Genomic DNA, 18,806 nt, shown 5'->3' with positions numbered 1-18,806 from the left:
AAACTGTATTCATCTGTGTAACCTGAATTGGCGTCATCCAGAGGAATTTCTCCTACGTTTCTAAAATTTCCATAAAATTCAAAACCTGATTCGCTCTGAACATCGACCCCAAGGTTTATTGTGTATTTTGGTACTCCGGGCAGTTCATTTCCAGAGAAATCTTCATCATTGTTTACAAATTCATCAAACTCGAAAAAATTTATGGCTCCTTTTACATAAGGTTTAATTGAAATACCAGGTCCAACTAAAAAACGGTAGTTGGTAAGAAACTCAATTCCGTTATGATTGGTTTTTCCTGCGTTTATACCCACATATTGATCTTCTGCCACGCGTTGCGCAACCAGCAAATTCTCTATCTGAATGGAGTACACCGAAATTTCTGTATATAATTTATTTTGAAGCCAATTTCCTTTAAATCCTGCTTCATAATTGATTCCGGTTTCGGGTTCCAGGCTGGTGTTTATCTGCCCTTCAGGAGTTAAGGTTTCAGCCACTGTAGGTGTAGAAAATCCGTGGCTTATGGACGCGTAGATATTCATTCCTTCGCCAACTTCATAACTTGTTCCAATTCTTGGCGAAAAAACAGCATCAAAACCGTAATCCCCGGTTTGGTCTACTTCGTCTTGCGTATAAAGATCGGTTAAACTATAATTTGTGGTGTTTAAATTAAAACCTGCTTCTAGGTTCCATTTATCAGTAAATTCAAGATTAATTTGGGCGAAAAAGTTAGCATAATTTCGGTCCTGTTCATTGTTGCTTTCACGCTCACCTAAAACACTTCCTTCGCCGGGAAAATCTTCATATAAATTAGCAAAAGTTCCGGTTTCATACCATTCATTATAATATTCAGCACCAAAACTAATTTCTGAAGGAAATTCAAAGACCTGGGTGTCTAAATTGAACTTTGTTCGAACCCCGGCCGAAACACGTTCTTCCTTTAAAATATCAAAAGGACGGGGCTCGTAAGCATCTCTAAAGCTTAGAAAAATGCTGGTGGTATTAGTGAAATTACCCGAAAGATCATGCGTGTAAGATCCACCAAGCATTCCGCGATCGTAAGATTCGTATCCCTGGGATTGGCCCCAGGTGAATGCAGCGGTTTCCGGATTGTTTAAAAAATCTTCTTCGTTAATAGAACTCGGAATAAAAGCTTTTAAACGGGTGAAATTCGCAAGATAAGACAAACTACCATTTTCGCTGGTTTTAAGGCTTCCATTTACCAAAGCCGATTTGCGATCGTAATTTCCATTGTCGCGGTAACCATCGCTCGTTAAATTTGAATAGGTTGCAAACAATGAAGAATTTTTAGTGGTGTTTGAAGCCTGATAAACCTGTTTTCTAGTATTAAAACTTCCAAACTGCGTTTTTGCAACCAGTCTAGCTTCTTCTTTTCCCGGTTGTTTTGAATACAAATTGATAGATCCACCTAGTCCGGCACCATAAATACTGGAAGTTGGACCTTTAATTATTTCAATTCTATCTAAAGTTTCCTGGTCAAAATCGTCTAAAGTAAGTTCTCCCTCGGCAGTAGTTAGCGGAATCCCATCAAAATAAGCCTGAATTCTATTGGTGCTGTATTGTGAACGCGCACCAATACCACGGATATTGATTTTATTAGTATTTAAAGCTCCCTGGTTTACGAACATTCCGGGTACATTATTAAAAGTTTCCAGCACGTTCGTTGCATCAGTTCGGTTAAAATCGGTTTGAGTTACAAGATTTACCGAAGCCGGAACTTCCCTAAGTGATTTAGGTATAACCGTACTGCGCACCACGACTTCTGAAAGTGCTTCAGAGGTAGGACTCAAATAAATTTCCTGCGGAATACTTGTTGTAAGTTGAATTTTTAAAGATTCAAAACCAAGTGCTGAAATCTCGAAATTCCCCGGCAATTGATTAGAATTTACACTAAAAATTCCTTTTTTATCTGAAACTGCAACTAAGGATGAAGCTTTGTAAACAGAAACATCTTCTATAGGTTCACTTGTATTTGCATTTAGTATTTTAAATTGATTTTCCTGTGAAAACAGGTTTCCTATACAAAGTAGGCACAAAAGTGCCAGTAATTTTTTTTCCAATATTTTATATTTTATTCAGCTGAAACTTTCCAGATTATATTTGCATCGTCGTCATTCATCAAAAGATCTCCATTTGGTGTAACAGTTACTCCTACAGGTCTTCCGTGAACTTTACTTTTAGCTTCATCTGCTATAAAACCGGTAAGAAAATCTTCGGGCTGGCCAGGTTGCCCATTTTCGTCAAAAGGAACAAAAAGTATTTTATAACCCGAAAAAACCGCTCTATTCCAGGAACCATGCTGGCCTACAAAAGCGCCGTTTTTATATTTTTCCGGAAATTTATCTTTGGTGTAGAATGCCAGTCCTAAAGAGGCGGTGTGAGGCCCAACAGGAACATCGGGCACGATAGCTTTCTCAACTAATTCTGTATGTGGATCATCAGCCCAACGAGGATCCTGAATTTGCCCATAATAAGAATAAGGCCAGCCATACCAACCATCTTCTTTCACACTGGTAATATAATCTGGCACCAGGTTATTGCCAATTTTATCACGTTCATTTACGGCAGTCCATAATTCACCGGTTACCGGGTTCCAGTCCATTCCCACGGGATTTCTTAATCCGGCAGCGTATAATTTCTCTCCACTACCATCAGGATTAATCTCGAGGATTGCAGCGCGTCTTTTTTCTTTATCCATTCCATATTCTCCAACATTACTGGCAGAACCAACAGAAACATAAATTTTACTTCCATCTTTATTGGCCAGTAAATTACGGGTCCAGTGATTATTATACCCACCTGCAGGAAGACTAAGAATTTTCTCTCCTTCAGCTTCAATTTTCATATCCCCTTCAGTATATGGATATCGGTAAAGTCCGTCGGTATTGGCAACGTAGAAATAATTATCTAAAACTAACATTCCGTAAGGTTGATTTAAGTCATCCAAAAATACATCCTGATAATCTGGATTACCATCACTATCTTTATCACGAATTAAGATAATCCTGTCGGCGCTGTTTTTTGTATTAGATTCAACAACAAAAATATCACCGTTAGGTGCGATATAAGTTCTACGCGGATGCTTTAAGTTTTCTGCAAACATCGTCACTTTAAATCCCGCGGGCGCCTGTGGTTTTTTATCTCCCCAGCCAATAACTTCACTCTCTTTAGTAACAGATTCTGAAGAAAAAGGTGGCACTAACCTAAGTTCGCCAATTGCAGTTTCTACTACGTCTGCAGGTTGTTGCGACAGTTCTTTTTTCTTCTCTTCACTAAGGTCTGTATTTACCTGAGCATGGGACGGAATGGCTAAGCAGCAGGAAAGAGAAAGGCCTATAATTGTAGTAAGCTTTTTCATAATTTCAGCATTTTAGTTTAAAATTAGCTTTTAATATTTCGGCTGAAAAGTTTTTAAAGCAGATTAGGTTTACTTTAACAAACGCCAATTAGTCCAAGTTTTTTGGTGGCTAGGCACGTTTTAGTTAAGTTTATACTTTCAATTGCAAAGGATACTATGAAAAAAATTCTCGTTTTGAGTGTGGGGCTACTTTCGCTGATTTCCTGCGATTTAGAAAAATATCAATTAGTTACCGATTATGATCTTGAAACCCGTTTTGAAAAAAGTGGTGGTAAAGAAACCGGTACGTATGACGAAATTATTGATTTTTACACCCAACTTGCTGAAAGCTCTGGCAAAATAAGCCTGGAAGAATTCGGAAAAACTGACAGTGGCGAACCGCTTCATCTTGCCATTTACAGCCCAAATGAAGATTTTGATTTTGAAGAATTAAGAGAAGAAAATAGTATAATTCTAATAAATAATGGAATTCACCCGGGGGAAAGTGATGGGATAGATGCAACGATGATGCTCTTTAGGGATCTGGCGGGAGATTCTATTAAAACTCCAACAAATACCGTTTTAGCAACAATTCCTGTTTATAATATAGGTGGCGCTTTAAACCGAAATTCTACCAGCCGAACCAATCAAAATGGTCCTGCTGAATACGGTTTTAGAGGAAATGCGAGAAACTACGACCTAAACCGGGATTTTATAAAAGCCGATACCCGAAACACCCGAAGCTTTTACGAGATTTTTCACCACGTAAAACCCGATATCTTTATTGACAATCATGTAAGTAATGGCGCCGATTATCAATACACCCTCACCCATCTTTTTACTCAACATAATAAACTTGGCGGCGAGCTTGGTGCTTATTTAGATGAACAAATTATGCCTGCGTTAGAGGATTCATTAGCTAAAAAAGACTGGGATATTACGCCTTATGTGAATGTTTTTAATGAAGTACCTGAAGAAGGATTCTCGCAGTTCAACGATCATGCTCGTTATTCTACAGGTTATACCACGCTTTGGAACACCATTGGAATGATGGTAGAAACACATATGCTAAAACCTTATCCAAAACGTGTAAGAGGAACATATGAGCTGATTCGCAGTATGATTGGCATTGCTGAAAATGACAGGGAACGCATGAAAGATATTCGCAACCGGGCCTCCAGGAAATATCTCACAGATCGCTGGTATCCTATAAATTTTAAACCTGATACGGAAAATCCCAGCCGGCGCAGTTTTAAAGGTTACGAAGGTGAAATGATTGCCAGTGAAGTTACCGGTGGCGAACGTTTAAAGTATGACAGCAAAAAACCTTTTACCAAAGAAATAGACTACTATAATAATTTTATTGCTGAAGACACTATTGAAATTCCCCGGGCTTATATTGTTCCGCAAGGATGGTGGCAACTCACCGATCTTTTAAAGCTGAACAAAATTAAACTGGAACCACTACAAAGCGATACCACTTTATATGTTGAAACTTATAAAATAGAAGATTTTAAAACCAGAGATCAGGCTTATGAAGGCCATTATATGCATAGTGAAACCAAAGTTTCTAAAAAGATGGATTCAGTAAGGTTTAGAAAAGGAGATTTTGTGGTTAAAACCTTTCAGGAAGGTGCGCGCTATTTAATTGAAACTTTAGAGCCAGAAGCGCCGGATTCTTTCTTTAACTGGAATTTCTTTGATACCGTTCTGCAGCAAAAAGAAGGGTTTTCACCTTATGTTTTTGAAGATATCGCTAAAAAAATGCTTGATAAAAATCCCGACTTAAAAGAACGTTTTGAAGAAAAGAAACGTAATGACGCAGAATTTTCAAACAAATCTTACTACCAATTAGACTGGTTGCATAAACAATCTAAACATTATGAAACGGCGCATTTACGCTACCCTATCTTCAGAATGCCTCGTTAAATATTTTTCAGAAAAAAGAAGTTTAATATTTGCATAAGATTTTTGAAGGGCCTTTTGGCTTTTCTTCAAATCTTTCCATTTTGCTTTTTCAATTCCTTCTTTGGTTTCGGGCCTCAATTCTCCATCATAAGAAGTACGCATCTCGTACCAATGGGTAACTTTAAGCCTGTAACGTCCTTTTCGTTTAAATATATGGTAAGTTTTCTGTAGAAATTTAGTCACTTTTAAACCTTCAACCCCCGTTTCTTCTTCCACTTCTCTTATCGCAGAAGCTTCTATAGTTTCGTTTTTTTCAGTTTTACCTTTTGGAAGATCCCAACGTTTTTTTCGGTAGATAAAAAGAATTTCATCTTTATCGTTTAAAACCATTCCGCCGGCGGCGGTGACCACGCGTAACTTTTTAAACAAATGCTTTAATAGTTTTTCTTCTTTTTCGTGGTAAAGATTCACATAAAGCAGTTCACCTTTAGTTATCTTTTTAATTATCCGCTTAATTCTAACCTTCTTAATTGGCAGTGACACATAATTTTCACCTAAATCTTTCTTTGTTGAGAGAATTAAGGGAATATCATTTACAAAAACTTTATACATTTGCAGTATGATTTTAAATAAAGAAACAGCCAGAACAACTGCTGAACTGTTATTGCAAATTAAAGCAATAAAATTAGATGCACAAGAACCATTTACATGGGCCAGCGGTTGGAAATCGCCAATATACTGCGATAACCGAATAGTTCTCTCCTATCCGCCAATTAGAAATCACATAAGGGAACAGTTTGCACGCCAAATTGAAGAACTTTATGGAAAACCCGATGTTATTGCAGCGGTAGCCACAGGCGCCATTGGTATTGGGATGTTGGTAGCCGAGATTTTAAGTCTTCCGTTTATCTATGTTCGCCCAGAAGCAAAAAGCCACGGAAGAAAAAACCAGATTGAAGGAAATCTTTCTGAAGGTCAAACCGTAGTGGTGATAGAAGACCTAATTAGCACCGGCAACAGCAGTTTAAATGCGGTAAAAGCTTTAAAAGAAGCCAAAGCCAACGTAAAAGGAATGCTGGCCATTTTCACCTATGGGTTTAAAACTGCCGATGAAAACTTCGAAAAGGAAGGAATAGAATTACATACGCTTAGCGATTACGATTTTTTATTGGAAACCGCACAACGCACCAATTATATTAATGCTACTGAAGCCGGAATACTTAGAGAATGGCGTCAGGATCCTGCAAACTGGAAAAAATAAAGCAGTATAATGCTGCGCTAAAATTAATAACAGACAGGCAAAAAAATATTAGCCTGTGAGAAATTCCCGTGTCAGGGATATATTTATAAAAAGATGAATATAGAAAGCCCAAAAGTTACTGCAGATAAAAGTCAGCAGGAAATGTTCAATTTTTTGACTAAGGTTGAGAATTATGAACAATTAATGCCTGAGAGCAAAGAAGTATTTGAAGTTAGAGATGAGAAAACTTTTGTTTTTGGCCTTAAAGGAATGCCCGTTATAAAATTAGAAATCCAGGAAACCATAGAGCCAGAATTGGTTGTATTAGGCTCAACCTCAGATAAATTTGATTTTAAATTAAAAGCACATATCGAGGCTTTAAGCGAAAATCAAAGTGAAGTGAAGATGGAATTTAATGGTGAATTCAACGCGATGATGGCGATGATGGTGAAAAAACCATTAACAAAATTCATAAATACTTTAGCTGAAAATATTGGGAAACTATAATTTTTAAAAAGCTTTTATTTTAAATTAATATTCTTCAAATTTCAGGTTCTGGCTAGAGGTGAAATAATATCAAGTTAGAACCTGAAACAAGTTCAGGTTGGCGCAAAATCGTATTAAAAATTCTTTTTAATACATCAATTTAATTTCTTTTAAATCGAAAGTTTTAAAAACCGAATCTTCTATTTCCAAATTCAACCTGCCCGAAGTGGTGACACCGCGAATAATTCCCGTGAGATACGTGTCATCTGGCAGTTGAAAGGTAGATACCAAATCCCGCCTAAACATATTCCTTGCATATTTTTCTAAAATTGAGGCTTCAGTATCAGCATTAATTTGAGTTAATTTATCTTCAAATTCATCGGTAATTCTTTTTAATAATTCATCCAGGTTAAAATTATTCCCAGTGACTAATTTTAGGGAAGAAGCCTGTGGAAGGCCGGGAAATTCAGTTTGATTCACATTTAATCCTACTCCAATTATAGAAGCTGCTATTTCATTATTTTTCAGGATGTTTTCAATCAGAATTCCGCTAATTTTATAGCGTGCTGACATTATGTCGTTAGGCCATTTTACATTTAAGGCAGGCACATTAAATTTGTTTAGCACTTCAATAATTGCCAGTGAAACGGTGGCACTCATTAAAAACTGATGATTTACCCCAACTTTTATTTTTGGATATAAAACGCTAAAAGTAAGGTTCTCCCCTGCATTTGAAACCCAACCAGACCCGCGTTGGCCGCGGCCTTTGGTTTGCTCTTGGGCCACTACACATATAGGTTCAAAAGAGGTTTTGCCGCGGTAGAGCTCCCGGGCAAATTCGTTAGTAGAATTGGTGGCATTAACTTTGATTATACGCATACTAATAGTAAGAAATGAAACGGGCGTTAAATGTTATGTAAACTAAGCCTATAAACAGCTAAAAAGTAATAACTTTGCGAAAATAATTAATTTTAATGGCAAAAAAAGAAGCGAACAACGATCAACTTATTGCGCATATAATTAAAGGAATTGAAGAAGTAAAAGGTAACGACATTGATATTCTTGACCTTAGGCAAATAGAAAATACCGTATGTGATTATTTTATAATTTGCAACGGGACTTCCAACACACAGGTAAACGCCATTGTGAATTCCATCCAAAAAACTGTAAGTAAAGCTCTTAAAGACAAACCCTGGCACGTAGAAGGCGGAGAAAATGCAGAGTGGGTACTTTTAGATTATGTAAACGTGGTTGTTCACGTTTTCCAGAAGCATATTAGAGAGTTTTACGATATTGAAAGTCTTTGGGGTGATGCTAAAATCACTTCCATAGAAACCAATTACTAATTATTTAATTTAGAATTACCAAGAATGGCGAAACAGCAACCCAAAAAAAATACAGATCCCAAGAAGCCTAAGTTTAATGCTTACTGGATCTATGCCGCTATAATTATTATATTCATCGGAATCAATTTCTTTAGTGGAGGCGGTTTTAGTGAACCGGCGCAAACCAATCCGGCTGAATTTCTATCTTACCTTAGAGACGGTGATGTAAAAAAGGTAGAGATTGTAAACCGAAAACAAGCTAAGGTTTATCTAACCGAAGAGGCAGCACAAAAAGATATACATAGGCAAGCTAACGATCCTGAACTTTTTAACACCGGTGGTGAAACTCCGGCTTATAGTTTTGAGTTTGGTGATTTGCAAAACCTTGAAGACGATATCAAGGAAATAAAAGCTGAAAATAATTTAAATACCACTGTTGTTTACGATACGCAAAGTAACGTAATGAGCGAGATTTTCTGGGCATTATTACCCTTTATCCTCATTATTGGTGTTTGGATTTTTATAATGAAAAAAATGAGCTCTGGTGCCGGTGGCGGTGCGGGAGGCCAGATTTTCAATATTGGTAAATCAAAAGCAAAATTATTTGACCAAAATACCGATGTAAAAACTTCTTTTAAAGATGTTGCCGGGTTGGAAGGCGCAAAAGAAGAAGTTCAGGAGATAGTAGATTTCCTTAAACATCCAGAGAAATATACTTCGCTAGGTGGTAAAATTCCTAAAGGAGCTCTACTTGTAGGACCTCCGGGAACCGGTAAAACCTTGTTGGCAAAAGCAGTTGCAGGAGAAGCTAAAGTGCCTTTTTTCTCACTTTCTGGATCAGATTTCGTAGAAATGTTTGTAGGAGTTGGTGCTTCAAGGGTTCGTGACTTATTTAAGCAAGCCAAGGAGAAATCACCTTCCATCATTTTTATTGATGAAATTGATGCTATTGGACGTGCCAGAGGAAAAAGTAATTTCTCGGGTTCTAACGATGAACGTGAAAATACCTTAAACCAGCTATTAACAGAAATGGATGGTTTTGGAACCAATACTAACGTTATTGTAGTTGCCGCAACCAACCGTGCCGATGTACTGGATAAAGCGCTAATGCGTGCTGGAAGATTTGACCGACAAATTTATGTTGATCTTCCAGATTTAAATGAAAGAAAAGAAATTTTTGAAGTTCACTTAAAGCCACTTAAAAAAGTAGCCGAAGAACTTGATACTGAATTTTTAGCAAAACAAACTCCGGGATTCTCTGGAGCTGATATTGCCAATGTTTGTAACGAAGCTGCACTTATCGCTGCACGTAAAGGCAATAAAGCGGTAGGAAAACAGGATTTTCTTGATGCGGTAGACCGTATAGTGGGAGGACTTGAGAAAAAGAATAAAATAATTACTCCAGACGAGAAGAAAGCAATTGCCTACCACGAAGCCGGTCACGCGACTGTAAGCTGGATGTTAGAGCATGCTGCGCCACTGGTAAAGGTAACTATTGTTCCGCGTGGACAATCACTTGGTGCCGCCTGGTATTTGCCTGAAGAACGTCTTATTGTAAGACCAGAGCAAATGCTGGATGAAATGTGTGCTGCCCTGGGTGGACGTGCCGCAGAGAAAGTGGTTTTTGATAAAATTTCAACCGGAGCTTTAAGTGATCTTGAAAAAGTAACTAAACAAGCTAAAGCAATGGTTACTATTTATGGGTTGAACGATAAAGTTGGAAACCTTACTTATTACGATTCTTCTGGCCAGAGTGAATATAATTTCACCAAGCCATATAGTGAAAGTACATCTGAGCTTATTGATAAAGAGATTTCAAATTTAATTGAAACCCAATATCAGCGAGCCATAGATCTACTTACCAAACATAAAGATAAACTGGGACAGTTAGCCGATATTCTTCTTGATAAAGAGGTAATCTTTAAAGATGATTTGGAAACTATCTTCGGAAAAAGACCTTATGATAAGGACAAGGAAAAAACTGAAGTTTTAGGAAAGAAAGAAGAAACTCCTAAAATCGAAGAAAAAGCCGCTGAAACCGAAGAACAAAATCCCACCCCCGGAAGTGATTCTGAAGAGAACACGATAACTGAAAATAATTCAGTTAATAAATAGTTCACAACCACGGTTTAAAAAATCTTAATTTATCTAAGTGTTAAATTAAGATTTTTTACCTTTGGTTAAAATGACGTTGAGAACCACACCCAAAACTCTATGAGTCTATTTAGAAGATTTCTTAACCCTAAATCTAAATCAGACAAAAAACAGGAATCTCCTGAAAAAGCTGAGCGGGGAAAATACATGCCAGAGGTAAAACTCCCTACTGATGAGCGCTTTATGCTCAATTTTAAAAATAATGGGGGTAAATTTCTCTATTGTGAAGACAATAAAGAGATGCAAGAAGCTTTTGATAATATTTTACTGGAAAACGATTGGTACGAAAAAGAATGTTTTTGTCTTGATCCCAATCTTCAGGATAAATTTAAAGGTTTCAACCTTAGTTTTACCAGGTCTGGTTCGGCTCCATTCTTTCTTTCTACCTGTGAGTACCTGGTAGCAAACGATGGTTCTATACTTATTTCTTCTAACCAGATTAAAGAATGCAAACTCAACGATTTACCCGATAATTTTGTTATTATTTCTTCTACAAGCCAGTTAATAGATACAATTGGCGAAGGCCTTCGCGGCATTAAATTTAGAAACAAACAGCGAATTCCTTCTAATATTACTACCATCAAAAATTTTGAAACGCAGAAAGAAGGTGATTTTATGAGCTATGGAAGTAGTACAAAAAACCTATATTTGCTCCTGCTGGAAGATTTATAACACATGAGGGAAGCTATTATTAGAACTATTTCAGGATTGTTGTACGTATCCATATTGGTGGCTTCTATACTTTCTTCAGAATTAATTTTTATCAGCTTATTTTATCTTTTAGGACTAGTTTGTCTTATAGAAATGCAAAAACTTCTGCATTTAAAAAGCTATGCACTTTATGGTGTACAAGCTTTACTTTTTTATCTTTTCAGCTATTTAAAATTTAATCAGGATGCTACAATCCTGTTGCTCTTTATTACCATATTCGTAAACTTATTTCTTGTAAAAGATTTACTGGTAGTAAGAAAAATACCTGTTTTTGAAAAGAAGAAGTATATCATTATTATTTTTTACCTAATTTCTTCGGTAATTTTTCTCACGCTAATTCCAACCATAGAAGGCGTTTTTATTCCAAAATTGGTAGTAGGTATTTTTATCCTGATTTGGACTAATGATACTTTTGCTTATATTGTTGGTAAGAATTTTGGAAGCAAAAAACTCTTTGAACGTATTTCTCCCAATAAAACTGTAGAAGGTTTTCTGGGCGGAGTTATTTTTAGTGGTGTAGCCAGTTTTTTTATATTTTATTACACCCAGTTCCTCACCTTCCCTATCTGGCTGGGAATGGCCATAATACTTAGTGTTTTTGGAACTCTTGGAGATCTTATTCAATCAAAATTTAAACGGCAGGCCGGTGTGAAAGATAGCGGCACCTTAATGCCAGGACACGGCGGCTTGTTTGACAGATTAGACAGTATTATTTTTTCGAGTCCATTTGTATATGCTTATCTATATATTCTAGATTATGTTTCATAAAGAAGGTTATAAAATAATGGCGTGGGCAGCTTTGCTGCTTATTGCAATAAACGTGGTATCTTATTCGTTAATAAATACATACTGGATAAAATTTGCTATCCTGGTAGCCACCATAATACTGTTTTTTCTAATTATTCAATTTTTTAGAAACCCAAAACGGAATACACTTTTAAACGATGCTCACGTCGTTGCTCCGGTAGACGGAAAAGTAGTGGCCATTGAAGAAGTAGAAGAGAAAGAATACTTTAAAGACAAACGTTTGCAGGTTTCTATTTTTATGTCACCAATAAATGTGCACGTAACCAGGCATCCAATTGGTGGAAAAGTAAAATACAGTAAATATCACCCCGGGAAATTTTTAGTGGCCTGGCATCCAAAATCCAGTGAAGAGAATGAGAGAACAACGGTAGTGGTTGAAAATGATATTGCCGGCGAAGTTTTATACCGGCAAATTGCCGGAGCAATGGCAAAAAGAATTGTAAACTATGCTGAAGTTGGAAATGAAGTAATCCAGGGCAGTGACAGCGGATTTATAAAATTCGGTTCTCGGGTAGATGTGTTTCTACCTTTAAACACACCAATTTCGGTGAAACTTAACCAGAAGGTAAAAGGTGGGCTAAGTGTAATAGCCAAAATTGATGAATAAGCAGTACGTTATGCCTGAAACAACAGATGAAAAATTTTTAAAAGCCTATGATATGGCCAGCAAAACCACGCAAAAATTTGCGCCAGATGTTATGCTTCATTTCTACGCCTATTACAAGAAAGCCACTCAGGTAAACGGATTTTACGTCCCGCCTACCAACGAAGGGGATCTTAGAAATGCTTTTAAAATAAACGCTTTATTACAGGTGAAAAATTTAAGCAAGCAGGAAGCTCGCGAAAAATATGTAGAACTTGTAGAAGAACATATTGGCGAAGTAACCCCATAGCTACCTCGCCAAAATCTCCCTTAATTTTATTTTAAACTTTTTAAGCTGGCTTTAATCGCTTCAATTTTAGCTTCAGCATCTGCCTTTTTCGCTTTTTCTATAGCAACCACTTTTTCCGGGGCGTTATTTACAAAACGCTCATTAGAAAGTTTCTTTTCCACGGAATTCAAAAAGCCTTGATTGTATTTTAATTCTTCTTCCAGTTTTTCAATTTCAGCTTCCACATCTATTGAACCGGCAATTGGAATAAAATATTCATTAGATTTTACACGGAATGAAAGTGCACCTTCAACCTGCTTATCTACATAGCTAAAAGCGTCTATATTTCCCATTTTCAAGATTACGGGATCAAATAATTCTGAAGCTTTTTCATTATTCATCACCATAAGATCTATGGTATTTTTGAATGAAATATTCTTCTCTTTCCTTATTTTTCTAATTCCCGCAATAACTTCTGAAGCCAAAGTAAACTCATTGATTATTTCTTCATTGAAATCTTTAAGCTCAGGCCATTTTGCGATAATTAAAGCTTCAGATGCTTTTCTTTCGGTAATTTCATGCCAAATCTCTTCGGTTACAAACGGCATAAAAGGATGAAGAATCTTTAAATTATCTTCTAAAATTTCTATTACCGCTTTATATGTTTTTACATCTATAGGCTGCCCGTAAGCGGGTTTTACCATTTCAAGAAACCAGGAACAGTAATCGTCCCAAATTAATTTGTAAGTGCTCATTAAAGCATCACTCATTCTGTATTTAGAGTAATGGTCTTCAATTTCTACAAGCGTTTTTCTAAACCTGGCTGTGTACCAGTCTATCGCGATTTTAGATGTTTCGTCCTGCTCTTTTTCTTCGGAAACTTCCCAGCCTTTTACCAGCCTGAAGGCATTCCATATCTTATTTGAAAAAGCACTTCCTTGCTTACATAGGTCTTCCTCGAACATTAAATCGTTCCCGGCAGGAGAACTCAATAGCATTCCTACCCTAACGCCATCGGCGCCATATTGTTCAATTAGTTCCAGCGGATCTGGTGAATTCCCCAGCGACTTAGACATTTTTCTACGTTGCTTGTCCCGTACAATTCCCGTGAGATAGACATTTTTAAAAGGACGCTCACCTCTATATTCATAGCCTGCCATAATCATACGTGCTACCCAGAAAAATAAAATTTCGGGGGCGGTAACAAGATCGTTGGTAGGGTAGTAATATTTAATTTCTTCATTTTCTGGCTCCAGAATACCGTTAAAAACGCTCATTGGCCATAACCAGGAAGAAAACCAGGTATCCAGTGCATCTTTATCCTGAATTAATTCTTCAGCCTTTAAATCAGCATTTCCTGACTTTTCTCTTACTTTTTCCAGGGCTTCTTCAGCAGTTTCAGCAACTACAAAATCTTCTTTTCCACTTCCGTAGAAATAAGCGGGAATCTGTTGCCCCCACAGTAGTTGACGTGAGATATTCCAGTCACGCACATTTTCCATCCAGTGCTTATAGGTATTCAGAAATTTATCTGGCACCAGGTTAATTTCATGGCCAACCACGGCATCAATTGCCGGTTTAGCCAGCTCTTTCATTCTTAAAAACCATTGATCGCTAAGTTTTGGTTCTATTACCGCACCGGTACGCTCGCTGGTTCCTACTTTATTAATGTGCTCTTCAGTTTTGGTAAGCACACCCATTTCTTTTAATTCATCTGCAATTTCTTTTCTGGCCTGGAACCTGTCTTTACCTTCATAATGCATTCCGTGAGCATTAAGACTGGCATCATCATTAAGAATATCAATTACCTCAAGATTATGCTTATCTCCAAGCATTTTATCGTTCTCATCGTGTGCAGGAGTTACTTTTAAACACCCGGTACCAAATTCCACATCTACATATTCATCTTCAATAATTGGAATTACACGGTTGCAAATTGGCACTATTGCTTTTTTCCCTTTTAAATGTGTAAAACGCTCATCGTTTGGATTGATACAAATCGCGGTATCTCCAAGAATAGTTTCAGGACGTGTGGTAGCAATAGTTAAAACATCATCACTGCCTTCTACTTTATAATTTAAATAATAAAGATTTCCCTGCTTTTCAATATGAATCACTTCTTCGTCAGAAAGTGTGGTTTTCGCTACGGGATCCCAGTTTACCATTCGGTAACCGCGGTAAATAAGACCTTTTTCATATAGATCTACAAAAACTTTAATTACAGAGGCTGACATATTATCATCCATCGTAAACTTGGTTCGGTCCCAATCACAGGATGCGCCCAGCTTTTTTAACTGCTCTAGGATAATACCACCGTGCTTATGCGTCCAATCCCACGCGTGTTGTAGAAATTCCTCACGGCTAAGATCGTTTTTATCAATTCCTTCAGCCTTTAATTTTGCTACTACTTTAGCTTCAGTTGCAATAGAAGCGTGATCTGTTCCCGGCACCCAGCAAGCGTTGAAGCCCTTTAACCTGGCGCGTCTCACCAAAACATCCTGAATGGTATTATTCAGCATATGGCCCATGTGTAAAACCCCGGTCACGTTTGGCGGCGGTATTACAATGGTGTAAGGCTCACGCTCATCTACTTCAGAATGAAAATACTTGTTTTCCATCCAGTAGTTATACCATTTATCTTCTACTTTTTTTGAATCGTATTGGGAAGCAATCGCCATATTTGGTCTGGTTTTTGAAAAATAAAGGCAAAAGTAATTATAACTTAAGGATTATAAAAGAAGTTGATTTGAATATAATTTTGAGTGTACGTCATTTCAACTTATCTTTACCTTTCGTTTATTAAAAACCAGAAATTATGAAAAAGTTAATCGCAATTGCCATTTTTGTTGTTGCCGGGTTAGGCACAGCAATGGCGCAGGAAACAGCCAAAATAGAATTCAAGAGTGAAACTATTGATTATGGCGAAATAAAAAAAGGAAGTGACGGTGTTCGCGTTTTTGAATTCACCAATACGGGGAATGTTCCATTGGTCATTGCCAATGTAACTTCAAGTTGTGGGTGTACAATTCCAAAGAAACCAGAAGAACCAATTCAACCGGGAGAAACCGGCGAAATCCAGGTAAAATATAACACTCAACTTGTGGGCCCAATTAGAAAAACGGTTACCGTTTATTCTAATGCCGAAGAAGCCACAAAATCGCTTAAAATTAAAGGTAGAGTTATCGAGGACGATAGCAGCCGTTAATTTTAAGATGAAGAAATAAAAAGCCGTTTGAAATGTTTTTATAAAGTCATCCTGAGTTTATTTCAGGATCTAAAATCTTAGAAGCTGAAACCATCCTAAATCGATGGGAACAGCCTGACAGAAATAAGACTTTTCAAACGGCTTTTTTACGCTCATAATTGTACATTTCATCTTAAAAATGTACATATTTTTTTCAGGCCGATTATAACATAAATAGGCCTAAAATTTTAAAGGAATTTTGCATTTTTGCACAGTATTAAAAACAATCTCATGCCAAGTATTTCAAACAAAGGGCGCAATATGCCCGAATCTCCCATAAGAAAACTAGTTCCTTTTGCTGAAGCAGCAGTAAAAAAAGGAAAAAAAATCTACCAGTTAAATATTGGGCAACCAGATATTGAAACACCTAAAGCAGCATTAGACGCGGTTAAGAATAATGATATAGATGTTCTTTCTTATAGCCATTCTGCGGGTTTTGTATCTTATAGAACCAAATTAGCGAAATACTATCGTAAGAATGATATCCCGGTAGATGCTGAAGATATTATTATAACCACCGGAGGTTCAGAAGCTTTATTATTTGCTATGGGAAGCATTACCGATCCCGGCGATGAAGTTATAATTCCCGAGCCTTTTTATGCAAATTACAACGGATTTGCTACAGCTTCAGGAGTTGATATCGTGCCTATAAAAGGATCTATTGAAGATAATTTTTCGCTTCCTGCTATTTCAGAGTTTGAGAAATTAATTACCAATAAAACTAAAGCGATCTTGCTTTGTAACCCTGGAAACCCAACCGGGTATCTTTATACGCGTGATGAAATTCAGCAGTTGGCAGATTTAGCAATAAAACACGATTTGTTTATTGTTGCAGATGAAGTTTATCGTGAATTCGCTTACGATGGGGTTAAGCATCATTCAATTATGAGCATTCCCGGCCTTGAGCAAAACGCTATTATGGTAGATTCTGTTTCTAAACGTTACAGTATGTGTGGTGCAAGAATTGGCTGCCTGGTTTCAAAAAATAAGGAAGTTATGATTGCCGCAATGAAATTTGCCCAGGCAAGATTAAGCCCGCCTACATTTGCTCAAATTGCCGCTGAAGCCGCATTAGATACTCCAGATGAATATTTTGAAGATGTAAATAAGGAATATACCGAGCGAAGAAATCTTTTAATTGAAGGTTTAGAGCAAATTCCCGGGGTAAAAGTAGCAAAACCCAAAGGTGCATTTTACTGCATCGCAGAATTACCAATAGATAACGCCGATAAATTTGCCCAGTGGTTGCTGGAAGATTTTCAGCATAACGGGGAAACCGTAATGGTAGCTCCCGCTAATGGCTTCTACTCTACTCCAAATACCGGGATGAACCAGGTGCGAATTGCCTATGTTTTGAAAAAAGAAAACCTGGAAAAAGCCATAGAAATTCTAAAAATAGCCCTGGAAAAATATAATAAATAGGCTATGCAGGTTGCTGAAAATTTTTCACTGAAAGAACACAATACTTTTGGAGTAGATGTAAATGCCCGGAAATTTGTCTCGGTGCATTCTACTGATGAATTGCGTGATGTTTTACAGCAAACCTATGCTTCAGAAATTTTTGTACTTGGCGGCGGCAGTAATATGTTGCTAACCCAGGATATAGATAAAACAGTGGTTCATATTGGCATTAAGGGAATAGAACTTATTTCTGAAAGTCGGGATGAAGTAGTTTTAAAAGTTGGTGCCGGTGAAAACTGGCATCAATTTGTGCTTTATTGTATAGAAAAGGCTTACGGCGGATTAGAAAACCTTTCCCTAATACCTGGAAATGTGGGCACAGCACCCGTTCAAAATATAGGAGCGTATGGCGTGGAACTCAAAGATACATTTGAATCTTGCGAGGCTATGCGAATACAAACCCTGGAAATTGAAACTTTTAACCTGCAACAATGTGAATTTGATTATCGTAATTCAGTATTTAAAAATAAGCTGAAGGGAGAATATATTATCACATCGGTTAATTTTAGATTAAGCAAAAAAGATCATCAATTAAGAACCGAATATGGTGCCATCCAGGCTGAATTAGATAAGAAGCAAATTAAAAAACCTAACATTAAAGATGTATCTGATGCTGTTATAAGCATTAGGCAGCAAAAATTACCCGATCCCAGGGAATTAGGAAACAGCGGTAGTTTTTTTAAAAATCCGGTGATAAAAGAGGCTGAATTTAAAAAACTTCAAAAAAAATTCCCAGAAATGCCTTTTTATGCCTTGCAGGCAAATAACATAAAAATTCCCGCAGGTTGGTTAATAGACCAGGCTGGCTTAAAGGGTTACAGACAGGGAGATGCAGGAGTTCATAAAAACCAGGCGTTGGTATTGGTTAATTATGGAAACGCTACCGGGGAAGAAATTTTAGCACTTTCCAGGGAAATTCAGGATAAAATTTATAAAAATTACAATGTCAAACTTGAACCTGAAGTTAATGTATTTTAAATATTTGTAGGAAAAAAATTAACGCTTCCCCTACAAAACCACTTCCTTAATTAACTTACAATTAGCAGTTTACATTCAAAAATAATCTTATATTTATAAAATCAATATCGGGGTGCTTAGGCTGAGATATACCCGTAAAACCTGATATGGTTAATCCCAGCGTAGGAAATATTGAATCTGTAAAGACTTCATTGTCTTTAAGAGAGAGCTTCATTTTCCGCAAAGAAAATGAAGCTTTTCTTTTTTAAAATAATTCCAAAAAAAA

Annotated in this window: 17 protein-coding genes and 1 riboswitch; of the genes, 12 read left to right on the top strand and 5 right to left on the bottom strand. The window is 36.9% G+C overall.

Going from position 1 to position 18,806, the window contains the following annotated elements; all coding sequences use genetic code 11:
- Positions 1–2,078: TonB-dependent receptor (locus AACZ30_RS07915; protein ID WP_339648693.1), on the bottom strand; the 2,078-nt coding region annotated here is incomplete at its 3' end.
- Between the two features lie 11 nt (positions 2,079–2,089).
- A complete protein-coding gene (locus tag AACZ30_RS07910) occupies positions 2,090–3,376 on the bottom strand; it encodes a sorbosone dehydrogenase family protein (RefSeq protein WP_339648691.1) in 1,287 nt (428 codons plus the stop codon).
- A 156-nt stretch (positions 3,377–3,532) separates the two neighbouring features.
- Here AACZ30_RS07910 and AACZ30_RS07905 point away from each other — a divergent pair, with 156 nt between their 5' ends.
- Positions 3,533–5,284 carry a M14 family metallopeptidase gene (locus AACZ30_RS07905; protein ID WP_339648689.1) on the top strand — a complete coding sequence of 584 codons (1,752 nt, stop codon included), beginning with the start codon at positions 3,533–3,535 and terminating at the stop codon, positions 5,282–5,284.
- Here AACZ30_RS07905 and AACZ30_RS07900 read toward each other — a convergent pair.
- Positions 5,252–5,875 carry an NUDIX domain-containing protein gene (locus AACZ30_RS07900; protein ID WP_075326235.1) on the bottom strand — a complete coding sequence of 208 codons (624 nt, stop codon included), beginning with the start codon at positions 5,873–5,875 and terminating at the stop codon, positions 5,252–5,254. The two genes, AACZ30_RS07905 and AACZ30_RS07900, sit on opposite strands and share 33 nt — an antisense overlap.
- A gap of 7 nt (positions 5,876–5,882) precedes the next feature.
- Between AACZ30_RS07900 and pyrE the strand changes: the two genes are divergently transcribed.
- The gene (gene pyrE, locus AACZ30_RS07895; RefSeq protein ID WP_339648688.1) at positions 5,883–6,524 is read left to right on the top strand and encodes an orotate phosphoribosyltransferase; all 642 of its coding nucleotides are present in this window, start codon (positions 5,883–5,885) and stop codon (positions 6,522–6,524) included.
- A gap of 93 nt (positions 6,525–6,617) precedes the next feature.
- Positions 6,618–7,010: an SRPBCC family protein gene (locus tag AACZ30_RS07890; RefSeq protein ID WP_339648687.1), complete on the top strand. Its 393-nt coding sequence runs from the start codon at positions 6,618–6,620 to the stop codon at positions 7,008–7,010.
- 126 nt (positions 7,011–7,136) lie between these two features.
- Here AACZ30_RS07890 and AACZ30_RS07885 read toward each other — a convergent pair whose 3' ends face one another.
- Positions 7,137–7,868: a biotin--[acetyl-CoA-carboxylase] ligase gene (locus tag AACZ30_RS07885; RefSeq protein WP_339648685.1), complete on the bottom strand. Its 732-nt coding sequence runs from the start codon at positions 7,866–7,868 to the stop codon at positions 7,137–7,139.
- A 95-nt stretch (positions 7,869–7,963) separates the two neighbouring features.
- On the opposite strand from AACZ30_RS07885, the gene rsfS reads away from it, so the two are divergent.
- The 6 genes from rsfS (at position 7,964) to AACZ30_RS07855 (ending at position 12,879) form a co-directional block, all read left to right on the top strand.
- Positions 7,964–8,335 (top strand): ribosome silencing factor, encoded by a 372-nt coding sequence (rsfS, locus tag AACZ30_RS07880; RefSeq protein WP_075326231.1) that lies wholly within the window; start codon positions 7,964–7,966, stop codon positions 8,333–8,335.
- Between the two features lie 24 nt (positions 8,336–8,359).
- Complete coding sequence (gene ftsH, locus AACZ30_RS07875; RefSeq protein ID WP_339648682.1) at positions 8,360–10,429, top strand: ATP-dependent zinc metalloprotease FtsH; 2,070 nt, start codon at positions 8,360–8,362, stop codon at positions 10,427–10,429.
- A gap of 99 nt (positions 10,430–10,528) precedes the next feature.
- A complete protein-coding gene (locus AACZ30_RS07870) occupies positions 10,529–11,140 on the top strand; it encodes an LUD domain-containing protein (RefSeq protein ID WP_075326229.1) in 612 nt (203 codons plus the stop codon).
- A 3-nt stretch (positions 11,141–11,143) separates the two neighbouring features.
- Positions 11,144–11,947, top strand: a complete 804-nt coding sequence (locus AACZ30_RS07865) for a phosphatidate cytidylyltransferase (protein ID WP_075326228.1) — start codon at positions 11,144–11,146, stop codon at positions 11,945–11,947.
- Positions 11,937–12,593: a phosphatidylserine decarboxylase family protein gene (locus AACZ30_RS07860; RefSeq protein WP_075326227.1), complete on the top strand. Its 657-nt coding sequence runs from the start codon at positions 11,937–11,939 to the stop codon at positions 12,591–12,593. The genes AACZ30_RS07865 and AACZ30_RS07860 overlap by 11 nt, the downstream gene beginning before the upstream one ends.
- Positions 12,586–12,879, top strand: a complete 294-nt coding sequence (locus tag AACZ30_RS07855) for an acyl-CoA-binding protein (RefSeq protein ID WP_232228816.1) — start codon at positions 12,586–12,588, stop codon at positions 12,877–12,879. Before AACZ30_RS07860 ends, AACZ30_RS07855 begins: the two co-directional genes overlap by 8 nt.
- A 26-nt stretch (positions 12,880–12,905) precedes the next feature.
- Here the strand turns inward: AACZ30_RS07855 and AACZ30_RS07850 are convergent, their stop codons facing one another.
- Positions 12,906–15,536, bottom strand: a complete 2,631-nt coding sequence (locus AACZ30_RS07850; protein ID WP_339648678.1) for a valine--tRNA ligase — start codon at positions 15,534–15,536, stop codon at positions 12,906–12,908.
- A 137-nt stretch (positions 15,537–15,673) separates the two neighbouring features.
- Between AACZ30_RS07850 and AACZ30_RS07845 the strand changes: the two genes are divergently transcribed.
- The 3 genes from AACZ30_RS07845 to murB all read left to right on the top strand — a co-directional run bounded on the left by AACZ30_RS07845 (position 15,674) and on the right by murB (position 18,541).
- Entirely contained in the window at positions 15,674–16,063 is a 390-nt protein-coding gene (locus AACZ30_RS07845) for a DUF1573 domain-containing protein (protein WP_075326224.1), read from the top strand.
- Positions 16,064–16,333: 270 nt separating this feature from the next.
- Complete coding sequence (locus AACZ30_RS07840; RefSeq protein ID WP_339648674.1) at positions 16,334–17,524, top strand: pyridoxal phosphate-dependent aminotransferase; 1,191 nt, start codon at positions 16,334–16,336, stop codon at positions 17,522–17,524.
- A 3-nt stretch (positions 17,525–17,527) separates the two neighbouring features.
- Positions 17,528–18,541, top strand: coding sequence for a UDP-N-acetylmuramate dehydrogenase (gene murB / locus AACZ30_RS07835; RefSeq protein WP_075326222.1), 1,014 nt, complete (start codon positions 17,528–17,530; stop codon positions 18,539–18,541).
- Between the two features lie 98 nt (positions 18,542–18,639).
- A riboswitch (TPP riboswitch) is annotated at positions 18,640–18,726 on the top strand.
- Positions 18,727–18,806: the final 80 nt, after the last annotated feature.

Origin of the sequence: uncultured Salegentibacter sp. (assembly GCF_963972535.1) — a bacterium.
Lineage (GTDB): Bacteria > Bacteroidota > Bacteroidia > Flavobacteriales > Flavobacteriaceae > Salegentibacter.
The sequence above is the reverse complement of the archived record's forward strand: the minus strand, read 5'-3'. Positions and strand labels throughout refer to the sequence as shown.